We start from the raw sequence: 13,792 nt of genomic DNA, 5'->3' as shown, positions 1-13,792 counted from the left end.
GCCACGAGCAGCTGCGCGGCCGTCAGTGGTTGAGGGCGGCCACGAGCAGCTGGGCGCGGCCGTTCGGCGGTTGGGGGCGCGCCGTCAGTGGTTGAGGGCGGCCACGAGCAGCTGGGCGCGGCCGTTCGGCGGTTGGGGGCGCGCCGTCAGCGGGTGAGGGCGGCCACGACGGGGGCGGCCTTGCGGCGGCCCATGGTGAGCAGGCCGGCGAACGACGCCCACGAGCCGTCGGTGAACTCGATCGTCAGCCGGGACGGGTTCAGGCGGTGCCAGCCGACCCGGGCGGACCGCACTCCGGCGCGCGGCACGTCCCACACCGGGCGCAGCCGCTCGGTGGCCGGCCTGGTGTGGTACTTCGGCTCGTCGATGAAGTGGGCCTGGTCGAGCGGCTCGTACAGGCGCAGGCGGGCGTCGGTGACCACCAGCAGCAGCGGGCCGCCGGTGCCCAGGGTCGCCGCGTGGCAGGCGGCGGCGGTGGACGTCGCCGCCCCAGCCGCGGACCGGCCGAACACCAGCCACCAGAAGAACCCCTGGCCCGGCTTCGGCGGGGACAGGATCGCGCCGGCGACGGCGCCCGCGGCGGACCCCGCCGTCACCGGGCTGTCGTCGCCGTCCGGTGGCAGCGGCGGGCCGAGCCCCAGCGGCGCCTTCGCCACGACCGCGGCGAGCACCCGCTCCCCGGGCGCCAGCTCGGCGAGCGCCTCGGCGTAGGCCTCGGCAGGCGACGGGTCAGTGTTCATCCTGGTACCGCCGCTGGTCACCCGCGCGGGAGACCGGGTCGAGCAGCGCCTTCACCGCTTCCTTCGACAGCTCGGCGGCGTTGTCCTGGGCGCGCTTGACGGCCTGCAGGACGTCGGCCGCGAGGTCCTGCGAGCCGAAGCGCATCGCCCGCGGGTCGAGCTGGATGTCGGTGACGGCCCCGTCGGTGGTGGCCTTCGCGAGGACCAGGCCGGAGTCGCTGACCCCTTCCGCGGTCTGGCCGGCGAGCGCGCCGAGGCGGTCGCCGAGGTGCCGGCTCATCGCGTCCAGGCCCTGCACGAGGGCCTCCAGCCGGTCGAGGGACGGGTACTCGGTCATATGCCCACCAGATCGATCAGGTCCTGGACCGGCTTCACGTACCGGCCGGTCACGTCCTTGTACGTGCCGTCGTGCACGTAGTTGCGGTCCTTCTTGCCGTCCTGCAGGTCGTTGTACCCGACGACGCCGTCGAGCACCGTGCCGCCGAGCCCCGGGATGTTGATCGGCGACGCCGCGTTGATCGCCAGCTTGCCCGGCAGCGACACGAGGAACTTCTCCACCTGGAAGTTCAGGCCGGCTCTGGAGTACAGCGCCTTCTTCCACGGGGAGAACTGCCGCTTCATGGCGAACAGCTTCTTCATCTTCGCCGCGTACTTCATCAGCAGCTCCGCCACCTTGCCGATGCGGGTGGCGAGACGGCCGAGGACGACGGCGAAGCGGCCGATCACCTTCCACATGCGGCCGAGGGTCGCGGCGAGCCGGGCGATGGCCCGCACCGCGAACGCGACGGCGCTCGCGCCGAACGACACGGCGGCCGCGACCGCGGCGATGATGAGCTCGGCGAGGTACCACAGGATGAACTCGAAGATGATCTCGCACAGGAGGTTGAACGCCTCGACGCTCGCGTTCGCCGCCTCGACGAGGATCTGCGCCATCTGGTCGAAGCCGTCGGCGAGATCCTTGACCGCGTCGATGAAGTCGTCCATCGCGGTGCCGAAGGAGTCGCTGGCCGGCCCGCGCCAGTGCGGCTTCAGCAGCGCCACGTTCTGCCGGTGCTGCTCGGCGGCGTCGCGGACCTGGTCGCCGGTCGTCGCCGCCTGCCGGGCCGCCGCCATCAGGTCGTCGGGCTCGCCGGCGACCAGCTCCAGCAGCTGCTCGAACGGCCACAGCACCGCCTGCGTCAGGCCCTTGAACGGCTCGGGGCACCAGGCGACGAGCTGCTCGAAGTAGGTCTTGTTGCGCTCCAGCGCGACGGCGCTCATCAGGCCTCCCGCGGCTTGAAGAGGTCCAGGTTCGCCACCTCGTTGGCCTCGTACGCGTCGCGCTCGTCGGCGACGCCGCCGGCGATCTCCTCGAACGCCTCGTAACCGTCGGACAGGCCGGTCCGGCACGCCTCGGCGACCTGCTGGTAGATGTCCCACAGCTGGAACGACGCCGGCAGCAGCCCGAACGACATCCGGCCGACCTCGGTGCCGGCGCCGCCGGCGCGCATCGTCTCGAACCGGTCCGCGACGCCGTGCGTCCTGCCCACGAACGCGGTCATCTCGGCCGGGTCGACGTAGCTGTCCTGTCCCGCCATCCGGTCCCCCCAGTCCCCGTCGGAATGCGGCCGAGGGTATCAATCCCGCCCGCCGCCGGATCACAGGGTGGTGTTTCCTCGATGCTTCGACCAAGATGGATGCCGTTGCCGGCGCCGCACCGTTCGGGGGTCACGATGACAGCTGTCCAGCACGATCCGTCCGCGGCGCTGCCGCCGCTGCCGTTACCGCCCGCGAGCGGCTGCCCGTTCGACCCGCCCGCGCAGTACGAGAGCCTCCGCGAAGGCACCCCGGTCGTCCGCGTCGCGTGCCCCACGGGCGTGCAGGCGTGGCTGGTGAGCCGCTACGCCGACGTGCGGGAGGTCCTCGGCGACCCGCAGCGCTTCAGCAACCGGTCCGGCGTCGCCGCGCACATCCTGCTGGGCTACGGCGGCGACACCCCGGTCGGCGAGGGCGAGTTCCCGCGCATGGACGGCGCGGAGCACCTGCGCTTCCGCCGGCACATGGCGCCCGAGGTCTCCAACATGAAGCGGATCAACCAGCTGCGCCCGCTGGTCCGGCAGATCGTCGACGAGCGCCTCGACGCGCTGGCCTCGGCACCGTCGCCGGTCGACCTGTACGCGGACTTCGCCCGGCCGGTGACGACCGCCGTGATCGCCGAGCTGCTCAGCGTCCCCAAGGAGGACCGGCACCTGTTCAAGACCGCCGCGGAGGCGCTCTCCGACGGCAAGTCCAGCGCCGGCGACGTCGCCGCGGCCATGCAGCCGCTGTTCGAGTACCTGTACATGACGGTGGTGACCCGCCGGGCGAACCCCGGCGAGGACGTGCTGAGCCGGATGATCGTGCGCAGCGACCAGACCGACCGGCCGTTCACCGACATGGAGCTGGTCATGATGAGCGCGGCGATGCTGATCGCCGGCTACGACACGACGGCCAGCATGATCAGCCACGGCGTCCTCGCGCTGCTGGAGCACCCCGCGGAGCTGGAGCGGCTGCGGCAGGATCCGTCGCTCGCCGGCGCCGCCGCGGAGGAGCTCGTCAGGTATCTCGGCGTCGGCTCGGGGCTGCTGCGCGAGGTCACCGAGGACACGTCGATCGCCGGGCAGCCGGTCAAGGCCGGTGACTACGTCGTCGTCGCCATCCAGTCGGCGAACCGGGACGCGGAGCTGCACCCCGACGGCGACCGGCTCGACATCGGCCGGGCCACCGGCCCGCACCTCGGCTTCGGGCACGGCCCGCACCAGTGCGTCGGCCAGCAGCTCGCCCGCCTGGAGCTGACCACGGTCCTGGCGACGCTGCCGCGGCGGATCCCGACGCTGCGGCTCGCGGTGCCGCTCGAGGACATCCGCTTCAAGGTGGAGACGTCGGTGTACGGGCCGGAGACGCTGCCCGTGACGTGGGACAAGGTCGAGCCGGCCGAGGAGGGCCTGTGATGCGGGTGTCGGTGGACGCGGACAAGTGCATCGGGTCGGGGGTGTGCGTCCTGGTGGCCGGCGAGGTGTTCGACCAGCGCGACGACGACGGGGTCGTGGTCCTGCTCGCCGAGCACCCCGCGGAGGAGCACCAGGAGTCGGTGTACGAGGCCGCGAACCGCTGCCCGGCGGCCGTCATCGAGGTCCACGACCGGTCGTAGCCGGCCCGGTTCAGGCGGTCGCGCGCCGTCCTTCCCCGGGTGGGGTGGGCTGCTCGTCCTCAGCCGGGGCGGGCCGCCCGTCAGCGTGGGCGATCTCAGGTCCGGGTGGTGCGTGCTGCCCGTCGGTGTAGGTGATCTCAGGTTCGGGTGGTGCGTGCCGCTCGTCGGCGTGGGCGATGCGGGTCAGCTCGCGCCACAGCAGCACCACGAACAGCGCCGAGCCGGCGAAGGCGAACCAGAACGGTGCCGTCACGCCGACGTGGGTCGCCAGGAGGCCGCCGATCACCGAACCGGCGACGAGACCGCCGAAGACGCTGATCGTGTTGACGCTGCCGACGCGGCCCTGCAGGTGCTCCGGCACCGCCCGCTGCCGGACGGTGATCGACGTGGTGCCCCAGATGAACGCGTGCGCGCCGAACACGAACATGATGGCCGACGCGAACCACGCCGACGTCGTCACGGCGAGCGCGAGGTGGGTGAGCGTCTCGATGATGAGCCCGGCGCGCATCACGTTGCCGAGGCTCACGTGGCGGGTCAGCCGGCCGTAGAGGCCCGTGCCGAGCAGTCCGCCGGCGGCGCCGACCGTGGTGAACAGCCCGAACCCGACGGCGTCGAGGCCGAGGCGCTGCTGCGCGTACAGCACCAGGACGGACCAGGCGGCGCCGAACGTGACGTTGAAGATCAGGATCGTCAGCGACAGGGTCCGCACTGCCGGGTGGCGGACTGTCCAGCGCAGCCCCTCCATGACGGCGTGCCGCACGTTGCCGGGCGCCTCCGTGGCCGGCCTGGTGGTGCCGGGCAGCGCGAGCCGGGACACCAGCAGCACCCCGGCGGTGACCAGCACGGCCTCCGCGGCGAACGGCCACACCAGCCCCGCGGCGAAGAGCACCGCGCCGAGCGGCGGCCCGACGAGCTGGTTGAGCGTCAGGTACCCCGCCTGCAGCCGGGCGTTGGCGAGGACCAGGTCGTCCCGTCCGACCAGCATCGGGGAGAGGGTCGAGGCCGCGTTGTCGGCGAACACCTCGGCGATCGTCAGCAGCCCCAGCGCGGCGAGCGCGGCCGCGACCGGCAGCCGGTCGACGACGAGCAGCGCGATCAGCACGCACAGCACGACGGCCCGCAGCCCGTCGGCGGCCATGACGATCCTGCGCCGGTCGAGCCGGTCGGACAGCACCCCTGCGTAGAGCCCGAACACGAGCGGCGGCGCCCACCGCAGCAGCGCGGCCAGCGACACCAGGAACGCGTTGTCCGTCAGCGACGCGACGAGCAGCGGCCCGGCCGCGACCGCGATCCCGTCGCCGAGGTTGCTGGTCCACGACGACGCCACCAGCCACCGGAACCCTCTGCCAAGCCGCGCCGGCAGGACCTTATCGACGACGGTGCTGATGACAGGGGCCACGAGGAGAGCACCTTACGGCGCCGGGCGCGGCCCCGCACGCGATTTTCAGTGATTGCGGAGGAGCGATCCGGCGTTGTGAATTTTGTCCGGGATGTCGTTGTCGCGCAGCGCCATCCACCAGGTGGCGGCGTTGATGGCGATGACCGGCTTGCCCAGCCAGCGCTCGGCCTCGTCGGCGAGGCGGACCATGGAGAGGTTGGTGCCGCACTGGACGATGGCGTCGACGTCGGGGCCGTCGACCTCCAGGATCGCGGCGCGCAGCTCGTCCTCGGTGACGTGGGCGATCGACACCGCCGTCGGGCAGCGCAGGCCCTTGATGCGCACGACGTCGAAGCCGAGCTCGGAGAAGAAGCGGACCACGTTCTCGTCGCCGATCGGCTGGTACGGGGTGACGACCCCGATGCGGCGGGCGCCGTAGAGGTGCAGAGCGCGTTCGCAGGCCTCGGCGCCGGTGGCGACCTTCAGCCCGGTGATGCCGTTGATCTGGGCGACGAACTCGCGGTTGCCCTCGACGCCGCCCCAGAAGGTCTCCGCGGACATGCCCATGACCATGAAGTCGGGCTCGCAGGTGAGGACGCGCTCGCAGGCGTGGCCGATCTCGGCGCGGATCTGGACCAGGAGGTTCTCGAAGCCCTCGTCGCTGGACAGGTCCTGGTTGCGGATGTGGATGCGGGAGAAGTGGGCGGTCACGCCGGGCACGCCCATGGCGTAGAAGTCGGGTTCGACGATCGTGTTGGTGGAGGGGGCGATGACGCCGAACTTGCGGCGCCAGCCCAGGGCGTCGGTCATGCGAGCACCTCGGAGGGGGAGCGTCGGTAGGCGCGGACGGTGAGCCACGCCGCGGTGAGGAAGGCCAGCTGCGCGGCCGTGTTCGTGCCCTGCTCGATCCACTGCAGGCGCAGCGTCTCGTGGTCGGGGTGGTTGCGCAGCGGCACGAGGGCCGTGACGAGCACGATGCCGAGCGTGTACAGGGCGATGGCCGGCCTGGCCCGCCGCCGCCCGGCGTACACCGCGCCGATGACGCTGATCGTGGTCACGCCCGCGGTGGCGAGGATGAACACGGGCTTCATCGTGCCGGCGATCGCGGCGCCGAGCGTGACCGCGGCGTACACCGCGGCGAAGGGCCACCATGGCGCGGTGGGCAGCAGCGCCCAGATCAGCAGGACGGCACCCGCGGACATGAGGGGGAAGAGCGCGGCCTCCAGCCAGGGCAGGTCGACCCCGAAGGCGGCGACGAGCAGCTTCCAGACCGACTTGGCGATGCCGCCGGCTCCGATGAGCAGCGCGCCGAGCCGCCCCCACGGGACGGCCTTGCCCAGCGAGGCCAGCAGCCAGAACCCGTACATGGCGAGCAGCGTCGGCACGAAGTCCTCGACAGCGAGGATGACGGGGTAGTCGTTCATGCGAACAGGTCCCGCTTGCGGAAGGCGGCGGTGGCGAAGCGGGCGAACGCCTTGGGGGTGGTGAGCCAGGCGACCCGGCCGCCGTTGGGGACCCCGGCGAGGACGCGGTCGGCGAGCCACGGGGTGACCGTCTCGACCTTGTCCGCGAGGATGTTGAAGATCTTCTTCGCCTTGGCGAACTCTTCGGGGGTGTAGTCGCGCGAGAGCAGGTCGGTGACGACCATGCCGGGGGACAGGTGCGCGACCTTGACCAGGGAGTCCTTGCCGAGGTCTTTTGCCAGAGCGTCGGTGAGGTACGTGACGGCCCGTTTCGTGGCGCCGTAGGCGACCAGGCCGGGCGCCTTCTGGTTGCCGGAGCCGAAGCCCTCCATGTTCCAGAGCGTGCCGTGTCCCTGCGCGCGCATCGCGGCCAGGACGACGGCACTGGCATGGGCGAGGCCGCGTAGGTTGACGTCGATCACCGTGTCGAGTTCGTCCGGTGGCAGGTCCCACAACGGTTTCCGCGACGTGGACACACCGGCGTTGTTGATCCAGATGTCGACCTTGCCGAACCTGGCGACGGCCTCGTCCCACAGGTTTTGCACCGCGGCCCGGTCCGTCACGTCCGCGAGCACACCGAGCGACCGTGGGTCGACGTCCTGCGTCGGAATCGACCGTCCACAGTAGACGACGTCGCAGTCGCGCGCCAGAAACGAGTGGACCAGACCAAGGCCGATGCCCCGGGTGCCGCCGGTGACCACGACAACCGTCATGCCGCGCTCCAGGAGAGCTCGCCGTGCAGGATGCCGGTGAGAGTGGCGCCGCTGTACACGCGGTAGGCCACCGCGAGCGAGGTGCCGGCGCCCATCCCGGGGGTGGCGTCGAGCATGAACTCGCGGCCGGTCACCTTCACGACGTCGGTGAAGTGGACGGTGGGGTAGTTGGCGCGGCCGAACGCGACCGCGTTGCCCCACGCCTGCGGCCCCTCGTAGAAGGACCGGAAGCCGTCGCGGCGCCAGTCGACGGTGTACGAGCGGTCCAGCGCGCCGGTCCAGGTGACCGTGAGGCGGGTGCGGAGCAGGTCGACCGGGTCGAGCGCGATCGACACGTCGACCGGGCCGGCGAGCTTCTGGTCGGCGCCCCACAGCTCGCAGCATCCACTGTAGACGCCCGCCTGCTTGGTGGGGAGGATGAACGGCACGGGGCCGTTGCGGGTCTCGGCGGCGAGATGCTGCTGCAGCTCGGCCGCGGAGACGCCGCGCTTGTAGACGCCGTTGAAGCAGCCGACGACCGCCGGGCCCTGGTACAGCATCGACGAGTAGACCTGGGTGTCGTCGCCGAGCACCTGGTTCCACGTGTTCAGGTCGACCTGCCAGCCGGGGCCGTAGTAGTGGGCGTCGACGAACGTGCCGTACGGCTGGCCGGTGCCGTAGAAGTCGGGCCCGGTGTAGATCCGGTCGGCGTCGGAGTCGACGACGCCGAACGCGAACGGCGCGCCGAGCCGGAACCGCCCCGCGAGCGGGCCGCCGCCCTCGAGGCCGCCGTCCATGTAGTACGTGGTGACGCCGTCGGCGAAGACCGACGAGCGGCGGATGTCCTCGTAGCCGCGCCAGGTGCCGTCGGCGTCGAAGAGGCTGGGCCGCCCGTGCCACTCACCGGCGATGCGCTGCTGCCACTCCGAAGGCTCAGCGGGGGCGGTCATGCGAGCGGCCCGCCCATCAGCACCTCGCGGATCTCGTCGGAGGCGGGCTCGCCGAGCAGGCGGGAGACCTGCGCCCAGACCGGGTCGACGGCGGGGCTGAACAGGTTGGCGCGCACGGCGGCGTCGCGGGCGGCGAGGTCGGTGTCGCCCAGCGACGCGACCACGTCGGCGGGCAGGCCCGCCTCGACCAGGCCGAGCCAGTGCGACACGTACTGGTCGACGATCGCGTCCATGCCCCGGAAGGCGGCCTCGTCGGCGCGGTGCACCAGCATCCACGGCGACATCAGCGCGTGCTGGCGCGGGCCGATGTGCGCCCGGCTGAGCCCTTCGCGCTGCGACGCCTCCTCGTACAGGCCGGTCAGCGGGTGGTACGCGGTGTCCATGTAGGACAGGTGGGAGGACAGCTCGGCCCGGGGGATGAGGTCGAGGTGGTAGGCGTAGTAGGCGCCGCCGTGGACGGAGTCGAGCGTGAAGTGCGGGATCCCGGACTTCGGCGCGGTGAACGCGAACACCATGTGGCTGTCGAGGTTGATCGGGGGGACGACGAGCCCGACGTAGACCACCCGGCTGACCTCGCCGTCACCCTCCCACACCCGCATCGTGCCCACGGGTGCCGGAGACATGGGTGAGCGCAGCTCCCGGTAGGGCGAGCCGACCTCGACGACGGGCAGGGCCCGCAGCGCGTCGACGACCCGGGTGGCGAGCGCGAACGGAAGTGACATCACTGTTCCTCCAGGTGGGCCTGCCCGAGACGCTCCGCCTCGGCGACCGTGGGGTGTTCGCCCTTCGCCTTGTGCACCCAGGCGCGGGCGAGCTCCGGGTTCTCCCGGCGGGCGGGGGAGGCGATGACCGTCGCCTCGCGGCGCGGGACGTCGCCCATGATGCGGTCCTCGTCGCCCAGCAGCCAGCCCTGCTCGGCGAGCTCCTGCCGGCGCCGCCGGTAGTGCACGGCGATCAGGTCGCTCTTCACGTGCAGCTCGGCGCCGAGGTCGAACGGCAGCAGCTCGGGGCGGACCTTGTCGACGACCGGGGCGTCCTGGCCGAAGATCTTCTCGACGCGCTGGACGGCGTTCTTGTCGGCCCAGTTGCCGGTGAAGAAGTCGCGCAGCGCGACCCACTTCACGAGCGTCGTGGTCTCGTCGATGGGGATGTTGGTGTCGTAGATGATGAGGTTGCCCAGCGGGAGCCGGACGTGCAGCTTGATCATGTTGGGCAGCATCCAGCCGGCGGTGGTGGCGACCGGCGGGCGCTCCTTGAGGTTCCTGCCACGCCGCCCGACCATCGCCCAGATGCCCTTCGGCGCGGGCGGGTGCAGCCGCACGGTGGCGAACGCCGACCACTGGTCGGGGATCTCCAGCTCGTACTCCTCGACGTCGGGTCGCTCCGGGTTGCCGAAGGCGCCGGCGTGCACGAACGGCGTGTGCGCGATGTCGCAGCCGTTCTCCAGGATCCGCTCGTAGTTGGACTTCCACAGGTACTCGCCGGTGACCGCCTTGTAGCGCCCGCCGTTGGTGACCAGGTCGTCGAACTCGGGCCAGACCGGGATCGGTGGGCGCTCCTCGGCGGGGAGGTCGCCGAGGAACACCCAGACGAAGCCGTAGCGCTCCTCCACCGGGTACGAGTCGACCCGGGCCTTCTTCGGGATGCCGCGGCCCGGCTGGTTCGCCGGGATCTTCACGCAGGCGCCGCTGGGCTCGTACTCCCAGCCGTGGTACGGGCAGACGATCGAGTCGTTCTTCACCCAGCCGCCGGACAGCGCGGCGCCGCGGTGCACGCACAGGTCCGACAGCGCGACCGGGCGGCCCTTCGGCGTGCGGTACAGCACCAGCTCCTGACCGAGACAGGTGGCGCGCATCGGTTTGGTGGTGACGCGGTCGGCGAACTCGACCGCGTACCAGAAGTTCTTCAACATGCTGGGCTCCTAGCGGCGCCGGACGGAAACCAGGTCCTGGGGGAACGTGTCGAGCGCGGCCGGGTCGCCGTCGCGCAGGTGGGTGCGGAGGAACGCCGCGAGCAGCCCGGCGATCGCGCCGCGGGCGGTGGCGCCGCCCACGGTGGACGGACGGTCGAGGAACGACCGGGCCGAGGTGGGGTCGGCCGGCTCGACGACGCTGAAGTGGTTCGCGCCGTGCACGGTCGCGAGGACGTGGGCGCCGTCGCGGTCCTTGAGCGCCTCGTCGAACGTGCGGCTCACCGGGTCGTGCGGCTTGTCCGCGGCGGCGCCGTACCGGTCGGAGGAGGCGGCGATGACGCCGTCCTCGGTGCCGGCGAGCAGCATGACCGGGGATTCGACGAGCGCCTCGGCGATCGTGCCGGCGGGCCAGCCGAGCATCGTGGAGACCATGGTGTGCGCGCCGTACGTGGCGACCGCCCGCACCTGCGGGAAGAAGCGCCCGGACTGCAGCGCGACGGTGCCGCCGGCGGAGTGCCCGAACAGCGCGACCCGGTCCAGGTCGAGGGCGCCGTGCAGCGGCCCCTCGGCGGCGTTGAGCGCGGCCAGCCGCTCCAGCAGCGGCGCGATCGCCTGGCAGGTGGGGCCGTCGCCGTAGGTGCCGGGCCGGGCCAGGGCGAGGTCGACGCCGGGCGTGATGCCGACCTGGCCGGCGAACAGCGGGCCGACCCAGTCGTAGGTGACGGCGGCGAAGCCCTGCGCGGCGAGCTCGGTGGCCAGCCAGCGGTAGGCGTCCTGGCCGACGTTGACGCCGCTGAGCACGAGCACCACCGGGTAGGGCCCGCCGGCCGGGTCGGCCTGGAAGACGCCGCTGAGCTGTTCGGTGTCCGACCCGGTGACCAGCGCCGGGTAGTACACCTTCAGATGGGCGGTCGCGAAGGGCTCGGGCGCGCCGGGGATCGTCGCGGCGGACCAGAGGGAGCGGATCGTCGTCACGGGCGTGGCAGTTCGCGGTCGCCGCCCCACAGGGCGCGCACGAGACGCTGGGTGGTCTCCTCGCCGAAGTACCGCACGCCCATCACGTTGGCCGGGTCGCGGTCGGCGATGTTGCGCCGGGTCGCGAGGTCCCGCTCCCGCAGCGCGGCGCGTTTCTCCTCCGGCACGGGGGGAGCCTCGTCGACCCAGGTGAGCCACTGGTCGACCCGGGCGTGCAGCACGTCGCTGACCACCTGCAGGTTCCGCGCGGTGCGCTCGAAGGAGTACACGTACGCGTTCGGTGACAGCGAGGCGCGGATGAAGCCGGCCCGGCTGGTGAACCAGGCGAACTGGTCGTCCGCCCGGTGCTCCAGCCACGCGTCGTTGGGGCCCGCGTAGTAGCGGTCGAAGTAGTCGCCGTCGACGACGATGTCGGTCCGCGGGATGTAGTCGGTGTAGAACCAGCCGCCGGGCCAGCACAGCAGCGCGATGCCGAGGTGCGGCACCCGGACCTGCGGGCCGAGCCAGCAGGTGAGGTGCAGGTTCACGAAGCTGCGCGACGGGTCACCCAGCCACGAGTGCACCATCCAGTCGACCTCCGGCCCGCTGTAGGCGGCCACCCGGCCGCCCGGACCCTCCGGATATGTCCCGTACTGCTCCAGGATCTCCGTCGACGGGTCGCGCGTCGTGTCGAACCTTGCGTCGATCTTGGCCTTGAGATCCGCCAGGAGCTGCTGGAACTGTGCGAAGGTGTCGTGGACGTCGATCATGGGCGACGCGTCGAGCATCTCCTCGACGTGCTGGACGGTTTCCTCCACGCGCTCACTCTCCAACGTTGGTCCGTAGTGGAAACAGTGTTTCGCTACGGGTAACGGATGTCAACGGGTCAGCGCGTCGACGAGCTGCCAGGGCCGCCCGTCGAGGAGGTTGGTGCCGCGCGAGACGAGCTTGTTGCGGCTCTGCGCGGGCGCGAGGACCGCCGTGGCGACCGGCGTGCCGGCCTCCACGAGGGTGACGAGCGGGTGGCTGATCCGCCCCGTGAACGGCCCTTCCCACGCGGTCCACAGCGTGAAGTCGGGGCTGAGCGCGAAGAACGCCGACGGCGAGCCCAGGGGTGCCGCGGCGACGATGTTGAGCCGGTTCTCCGCCGCCCGCTCCGGCAGGCCGAGCGCCAGCTCCCAGTCCTCGGCCGGGGTGAACGGCACCGCCACCACGTCCGCGCCGGCGATCGCGGCCAGGCGGAACACCTCGGGGTAGATGGCGTCGTCGCCGACGACGACGGCGAGGCGCCCCCACGGCAGGTCGAAGGTGGCCACGCCGTCGCCGTGCCGGCTGACCTGCCCGGCCAGCCGCGCGACCGGGTGCAGCTGCGGCTGCCGGCCGATGACCCCCTCGCCGGAGACCACGACGCCGACGTGGGCGCCGTCCTCCAGGACGCTGGTGACCGCGACCGCGTCCGTGCCCCGCAGCAGCTCCCGCAGGGCCGGCACGACCGACGGATCCTGCAGCTCCGGGAGCACCAGGAGGCGGGCGCCGGCGGCCAGGGCCTCGGGGGCGCCGTCGGCTGCCCGTACCACCGCCGCCTGCAGCGACTCGGCGGCCTGCGGCCTTCCGGGGTCCCGCGGCTCGTGGCCGATCGGTGCGTAGACCGGACCGCGCCGGGCGGTGAAGCGGTCGGTGCCGTCGGGGCGGCGCTTGTCCCTGGCCAGAGCCGGGTCGATGTCGGCGACCACGACCGCCTCGCCGGTTCGCGGGCCCTTGGCCACGACGGTGCCGTCCGGGGCCACGATCTGGCTCTCGCCGGCGCCGTGCAGCCACTCCGGCGGCACCTTGAGCCCGGCGCTGATGGCGCCCAGCTTGTCGGCGGGCAGCAGCGGGCCGACCTTGTTGGCCGCCACGACCCAGACCCGGTTCTCCGCCGCCCGCACCGGGATGTGCAGGCTCGCCTCGTCGGTGGCGAACGAGTTGAGGCTGTTGAGCAGCACCTCCGCCCCGCGCAGCGCGAGACCGCGGGCCACCTCGGGTGCGACGCCCTCCATGCAGGCATACATTCCGACGGTACCGAAGGCGGTGGCGACGATCGGGCCGTTCTCGCTGCCCCGGTGCAGGTGGTCGTTCTCGCTGCCCATCAGGGTCTGCTTGTCGCTCTGCCCGAGCAGCTCGCCGCCGGGACCGAAGAGCAGGTTCGTGCCCGTGGTCCGCCCGTCGTCGCGGGCGAGCGTAACGTTGATCTTCACGTGGACGCGGTGCTGCGCGGCCCGGTCCGCGACGGCGGTCAGGAACGGGTCGCCGAGGCGGCAGGCCATGCGGCGGGCGTGGTCGCGGTCGTCGTACCACGACAGGTGGTTGCAGAATTCCGGCAGGACCACCAGGTCCGCGCCCTCGGCGACGGCCTGGTCGATCATCCGCAGACAGTTCGCGAGGTTCGCGGACACGTCCTGACCGACGGCGAACTGGACAGCGGCAACCCTCACGAGGGCCTCCTGGTTCCTCTAGCGGAACAGTGTTTCCCGAACATACACTCGCCGCGCGTC

The 13,792-nt window shown here is 72.0% G+C and carries 15 protein-coding genes and 1 pseudogene; 2 read left to right on the top strand and 14 right to left on the bottom strand.

The genetic code is table 11. From position 1 onward, the window contains the following. Window positions 1-146: 146 nt before the first annotated feature. From ABZ321_RS17745 to ABZ321_RS17730, 4 genes are read right to left on the bottom strand one after another with little or no spacing between them, the layout of a single operon-like run. Window positions 147-740 carry a hypothetical protein gene (locus ABZ321_RS17745; protein ID WP_354892269.1) on the bottom strand — a complete coding sequence of 198 codons (594 nt, stop codon included), beginning with the start codon at window positions 738-740 and terminating at the stop codon, window positions 147-149. Then, window positions 730-1,077 (bottom strand): YbaB/EbfC family nucleoid-associated protein, encoded by a 348-nt coding sequence (locus ABZ321_RS17740; protein ID WP_354892267.1) that lies wholly within the window; start codon window positions 1,075-1,077, stop codon window positions 730-732. The genes ABZ321_RS17745 and ABZ321_RS17740 overlap by 11 nt, the downstream gene beginning before the upstream one ends. Continuing rightward, window positions 1,074-2,000: a WXG100 family type VII secretion target gene (locus ABZ321_RS17735; RefSeq protein ID WP_344498564.1), complete on the bottom strand. Its 927-nt coding sequence runs from the start codon at window positions 1,998-2,000 to the stop codon at window positions 1,074-1,076. The genes ABZ321_RS17740 and ABZ321_RS17735 overlap by 4 nt, the downstream gene beginning before the upstream one ends. Then, a complete protein-coding gene (locus ABZ321_RS17730; RefSeq protein WP_354892264.1) occupies window positions 2,000-2,317 on the bottom strand; it encodes a hypothetical protein in 318 nt (105 codons plus the stop codon). The genes ABZ321_RS17735 and ABZ321_RS17730 overlap by 1 nt, the downstream gene beginning before the upstream one ends. A 135-nt stretch (window positions 2,318-2,452) precedes the next feature. Here ABZ321_RS17730 and ABZ321_RS17725 point away from each other — a divergent pair, with 135 nt between their 5' ends. After that, window positions 2,453-3,709, top strand: a complete 1,257-nt coding sequence (locus ABZ321_RS17725; protein ID WP_344498568.1) for a cytochrome P450 — start codon at window positions 2,453-2,455, stop codon at window positions 3,707-3,709. Beyond that, on the top strand, window positions 3,706-3,909 hold the full coding sequence (locus tag ABZ321_RS17720) for a ferredoxin (RefSeq protein ID WP_344498570.1): 204 nt from the start codon (window positions 3,706-3,708) through the stop codon (window positions 3,907-3,909). The genes ABZ321_RS17725 and ABZ321_RS17720 overlap by 4 nt, the downstream gene beginning before the upstream one ends. A gap of 160 nt (window positions 3,910-4,069) precedes the next feature. On the opposite strand, the pseudogene ABZ321_RS17715 reads toward ABZ321_RS17720, so the two are convergent. The 10 genes and pseudogenes from ABZ321_RS17715 to ABZ321_RS17670 form a co-directional block, all read right to left on the bottom strand. Continuing rightward, window positions 4,070-5,296 (bottom strand): annotated as a pseudogene (locus ABZ321_RS17715) (MFS transporter); the annotation flags it as partial. 57 nt (window positions 5,297-5,353) lie between these two features. Beyond that, window positions 5,354-6,097, bottom strand: coding sequence for an arylmalonate decarboxylase (locus ABZ321_RS17710; protein ID WP_344498572.1), 744 nt, complete (start codon window positions 6,095-6,097; stop codon window positions 5,354-5,356). Next, on the bottom strand, window positions 6,094-6,711 hold the full coding sequence (locus ABZ321_RS17705) for a hypothetical protein (RefSeq protein ID WP_344498574.1): 618 nt from the start codon (window positions 6,709-6,711) through the stop codon (window positions 6,094-6,096). The genes ABZ321_RS17710 and ABZ321_RS17705 overlap by 4 nt, the downstream gene beginning before the upstream one ends. Then, window positions 6,708-7,463 (bottom strand): SDR family oxidoreductase, encoded by a 756-nt coding sequence (locus ABZ321_RS17700; RefSeq protein ID WP_354892259.1) that lies wholly within the window; start codon window positions 7,461-7,463, stop codon window positions 6,708-6,710. Before ABZ321_RS17700 ends, ABZ321_RS17705 begins: the two co-directional genes overlap by 4 nt. Continuing rightward, complete coding sequence (locus tag ABZ321_RS17695) at window positions 7,460-8,392, bottom strand: hypothetical protein (protein WP_354892257.1); 933 nt, start codon at window positions 8,390-8,392, stop codon at window positions 7,460-7,462. The genes ABZ321_RS17700 and ABZ321_RS17695 overlap by 4 nt, the downstream gene beginning before the upstream one ends. After that, a complete protein-coding gene (locus ABZ321_RS17690; RefSeq protein WP_354892254.1) occupies window positions 8,389-9,114 on the bottom strand; it encodes a hypothetical protein in 726 nt (241 codons plus the stop codon). The genes ABZ321_RS17695 and ABZ321_RS17690 overlap by 4 nt, the downstream gene beginning before the upstream one ends. Then, on the bottom strand, window positions 9,114-10,304 hold the full coding sequence (locus ABZ321_RS17685; protein ID WP_354892251.1) for an aromatic ring-hydroxylating dioxygenase subunit alpha: 1,191 nt from the start codon (window positions 10,302-10,304) through the stop codon (window positions 9,114-9,116). The genes ABZ321_RS17690 and ABZ321_RS17685 overlap by 1 nt, the downstream gene beginning before the upstream one ends. A gap of 9 nt (window positions 10,305-10,313) precedes the next feature. Further along, window positions 10,314-11,279 (bottom strand): dienelactone hydrolase family protein, encoded by a 966-nt coding sequence (locus ABZ321_RS17680; protein ID WP_354892248.1) that lies wholly within the window; start codon window positions 11,277-11,279, stop codon window positions 10,314-10,316. After that, window positions 11,276-12,076, bottom strand: a complete 801-nt coding sequence (locus ABZ321_RS17675; RefSeq protein WP_354892245.1) for an oxidoreductase — start codon at window positions 12,074-12,076, stop codon at window positions 11,276-11,278. Before ABZ321_RS17675 ends, ABZ321_RS17680 begins: the two co-directional genes overlap by 4 nt. A gap of 60 nt (window positions 12,077-12,136) precedes the next feature. Next, a complete protein-coding gene (locus ABZ321_RS17670; protein WP_354892243.1) occupies window positions 12,137-13,732 on the bottom strand; it encodes a nitrilase-related carbon-nitrogen hydrolase in 1,596 nt (531 codons plus the stop codon). Between the last annotated feature and the right edge of the window lie 60 nt (window positions 13,733-13,792).

The organism is Dactylosporangium sp. NPDC006015 (assembly GCF_040614215.1).
GTDB lineage: Bacteria > Actinomycetota > Actinomycetes > Mycobacteriales > Micromonosporaceae > Dactylosporangium > Dactylosporangium maewongense.
This window is presented reverse-complemented; position numbering and strand designations above follow the sequence as displayed.

Bases quoted from the DNA above. Each gene is read 5' to 3' on its own strand.
- ABZ321_RS17695 (WP_354892257.1), bottom strand. From the start codon at position 8,392: ATGACCGCCCCCGCTGAGCCTTCGGAGTGGCAGCAGCGCATCGCCGGT.
- ABZ321_RS17685 (WP_354892251.1), bottom strand. From the start codon at position 10,304: ATGTTGAAGAACTTCTGGTACGCGGTCGAGTTCGCCGACCGCGTCACC.
- ABZ321_RS17690 (WP_354892254.1), bottom strand. From the start codon at position 9,114: ATGTCACTTCCGTTCGCGCTCGCCACCCGGGTCGTCGACGCGCTGCGG.
- ABZ321_RS17730 (WP_354892264.1), bottom strand. From the start codon at position 2,317: ATGGCGGGACAGGACAGCTACGTCGACCCGGCCGAGATGACCGCGTTC.
- ABZ321_RS17700 (WP_354892259.1), bottom strand. From the start codon at position 7,463: ATGACGGTTGTCGTGGTCACCGGCGGCACCCGGGGCATCGGCCTTGGT.
- ABZ321_RS17740 (WP_354892267.1), bottom strand. From the start codon at position 1,077: ATGACCGAGTACCCGTCCCTCGACCGGCTGGAGGCCCTCGTGCAGGGC.
- ABZ321_RS17705 (WP_344498574.1), bottom strand. From the start codon at position 6,711: ATGAACGACTACCCCGTCATCCTCGCTGTCGAGGACTTCGTGCCGACG.
- ABZ321_RS17745 (WP_354892269.1), bottom strand. From the start codon at position 740: ATGAACACTGACCCGTCGCCTGCCGAGGCCTACGCCGAGGCGCTCGCC.
- ABZ321_RS17725 (WP_344498568.1), top strand. From the start codon at position 2,453: ATGACAGCTGTCCAGCACGATCCGTCCGCGGCGCTGCCGCCGCTGCCG.
- ABZ321_RS17735 (WP_344498564.1), bottom strand. From the start codon at position 2,000: ATGAGCGCCGTCGCGCTGGAGCGCAACAAGACCTACTTCGAGCAGCTC.
- ABZ321_RS17710 (WP_344498572.1), bottom strand. From the start codon at position 6,097: ATGACCGACGCCCTGGGCTGGCGCCGCAAGTTCGGCGTCATCGCCCCC.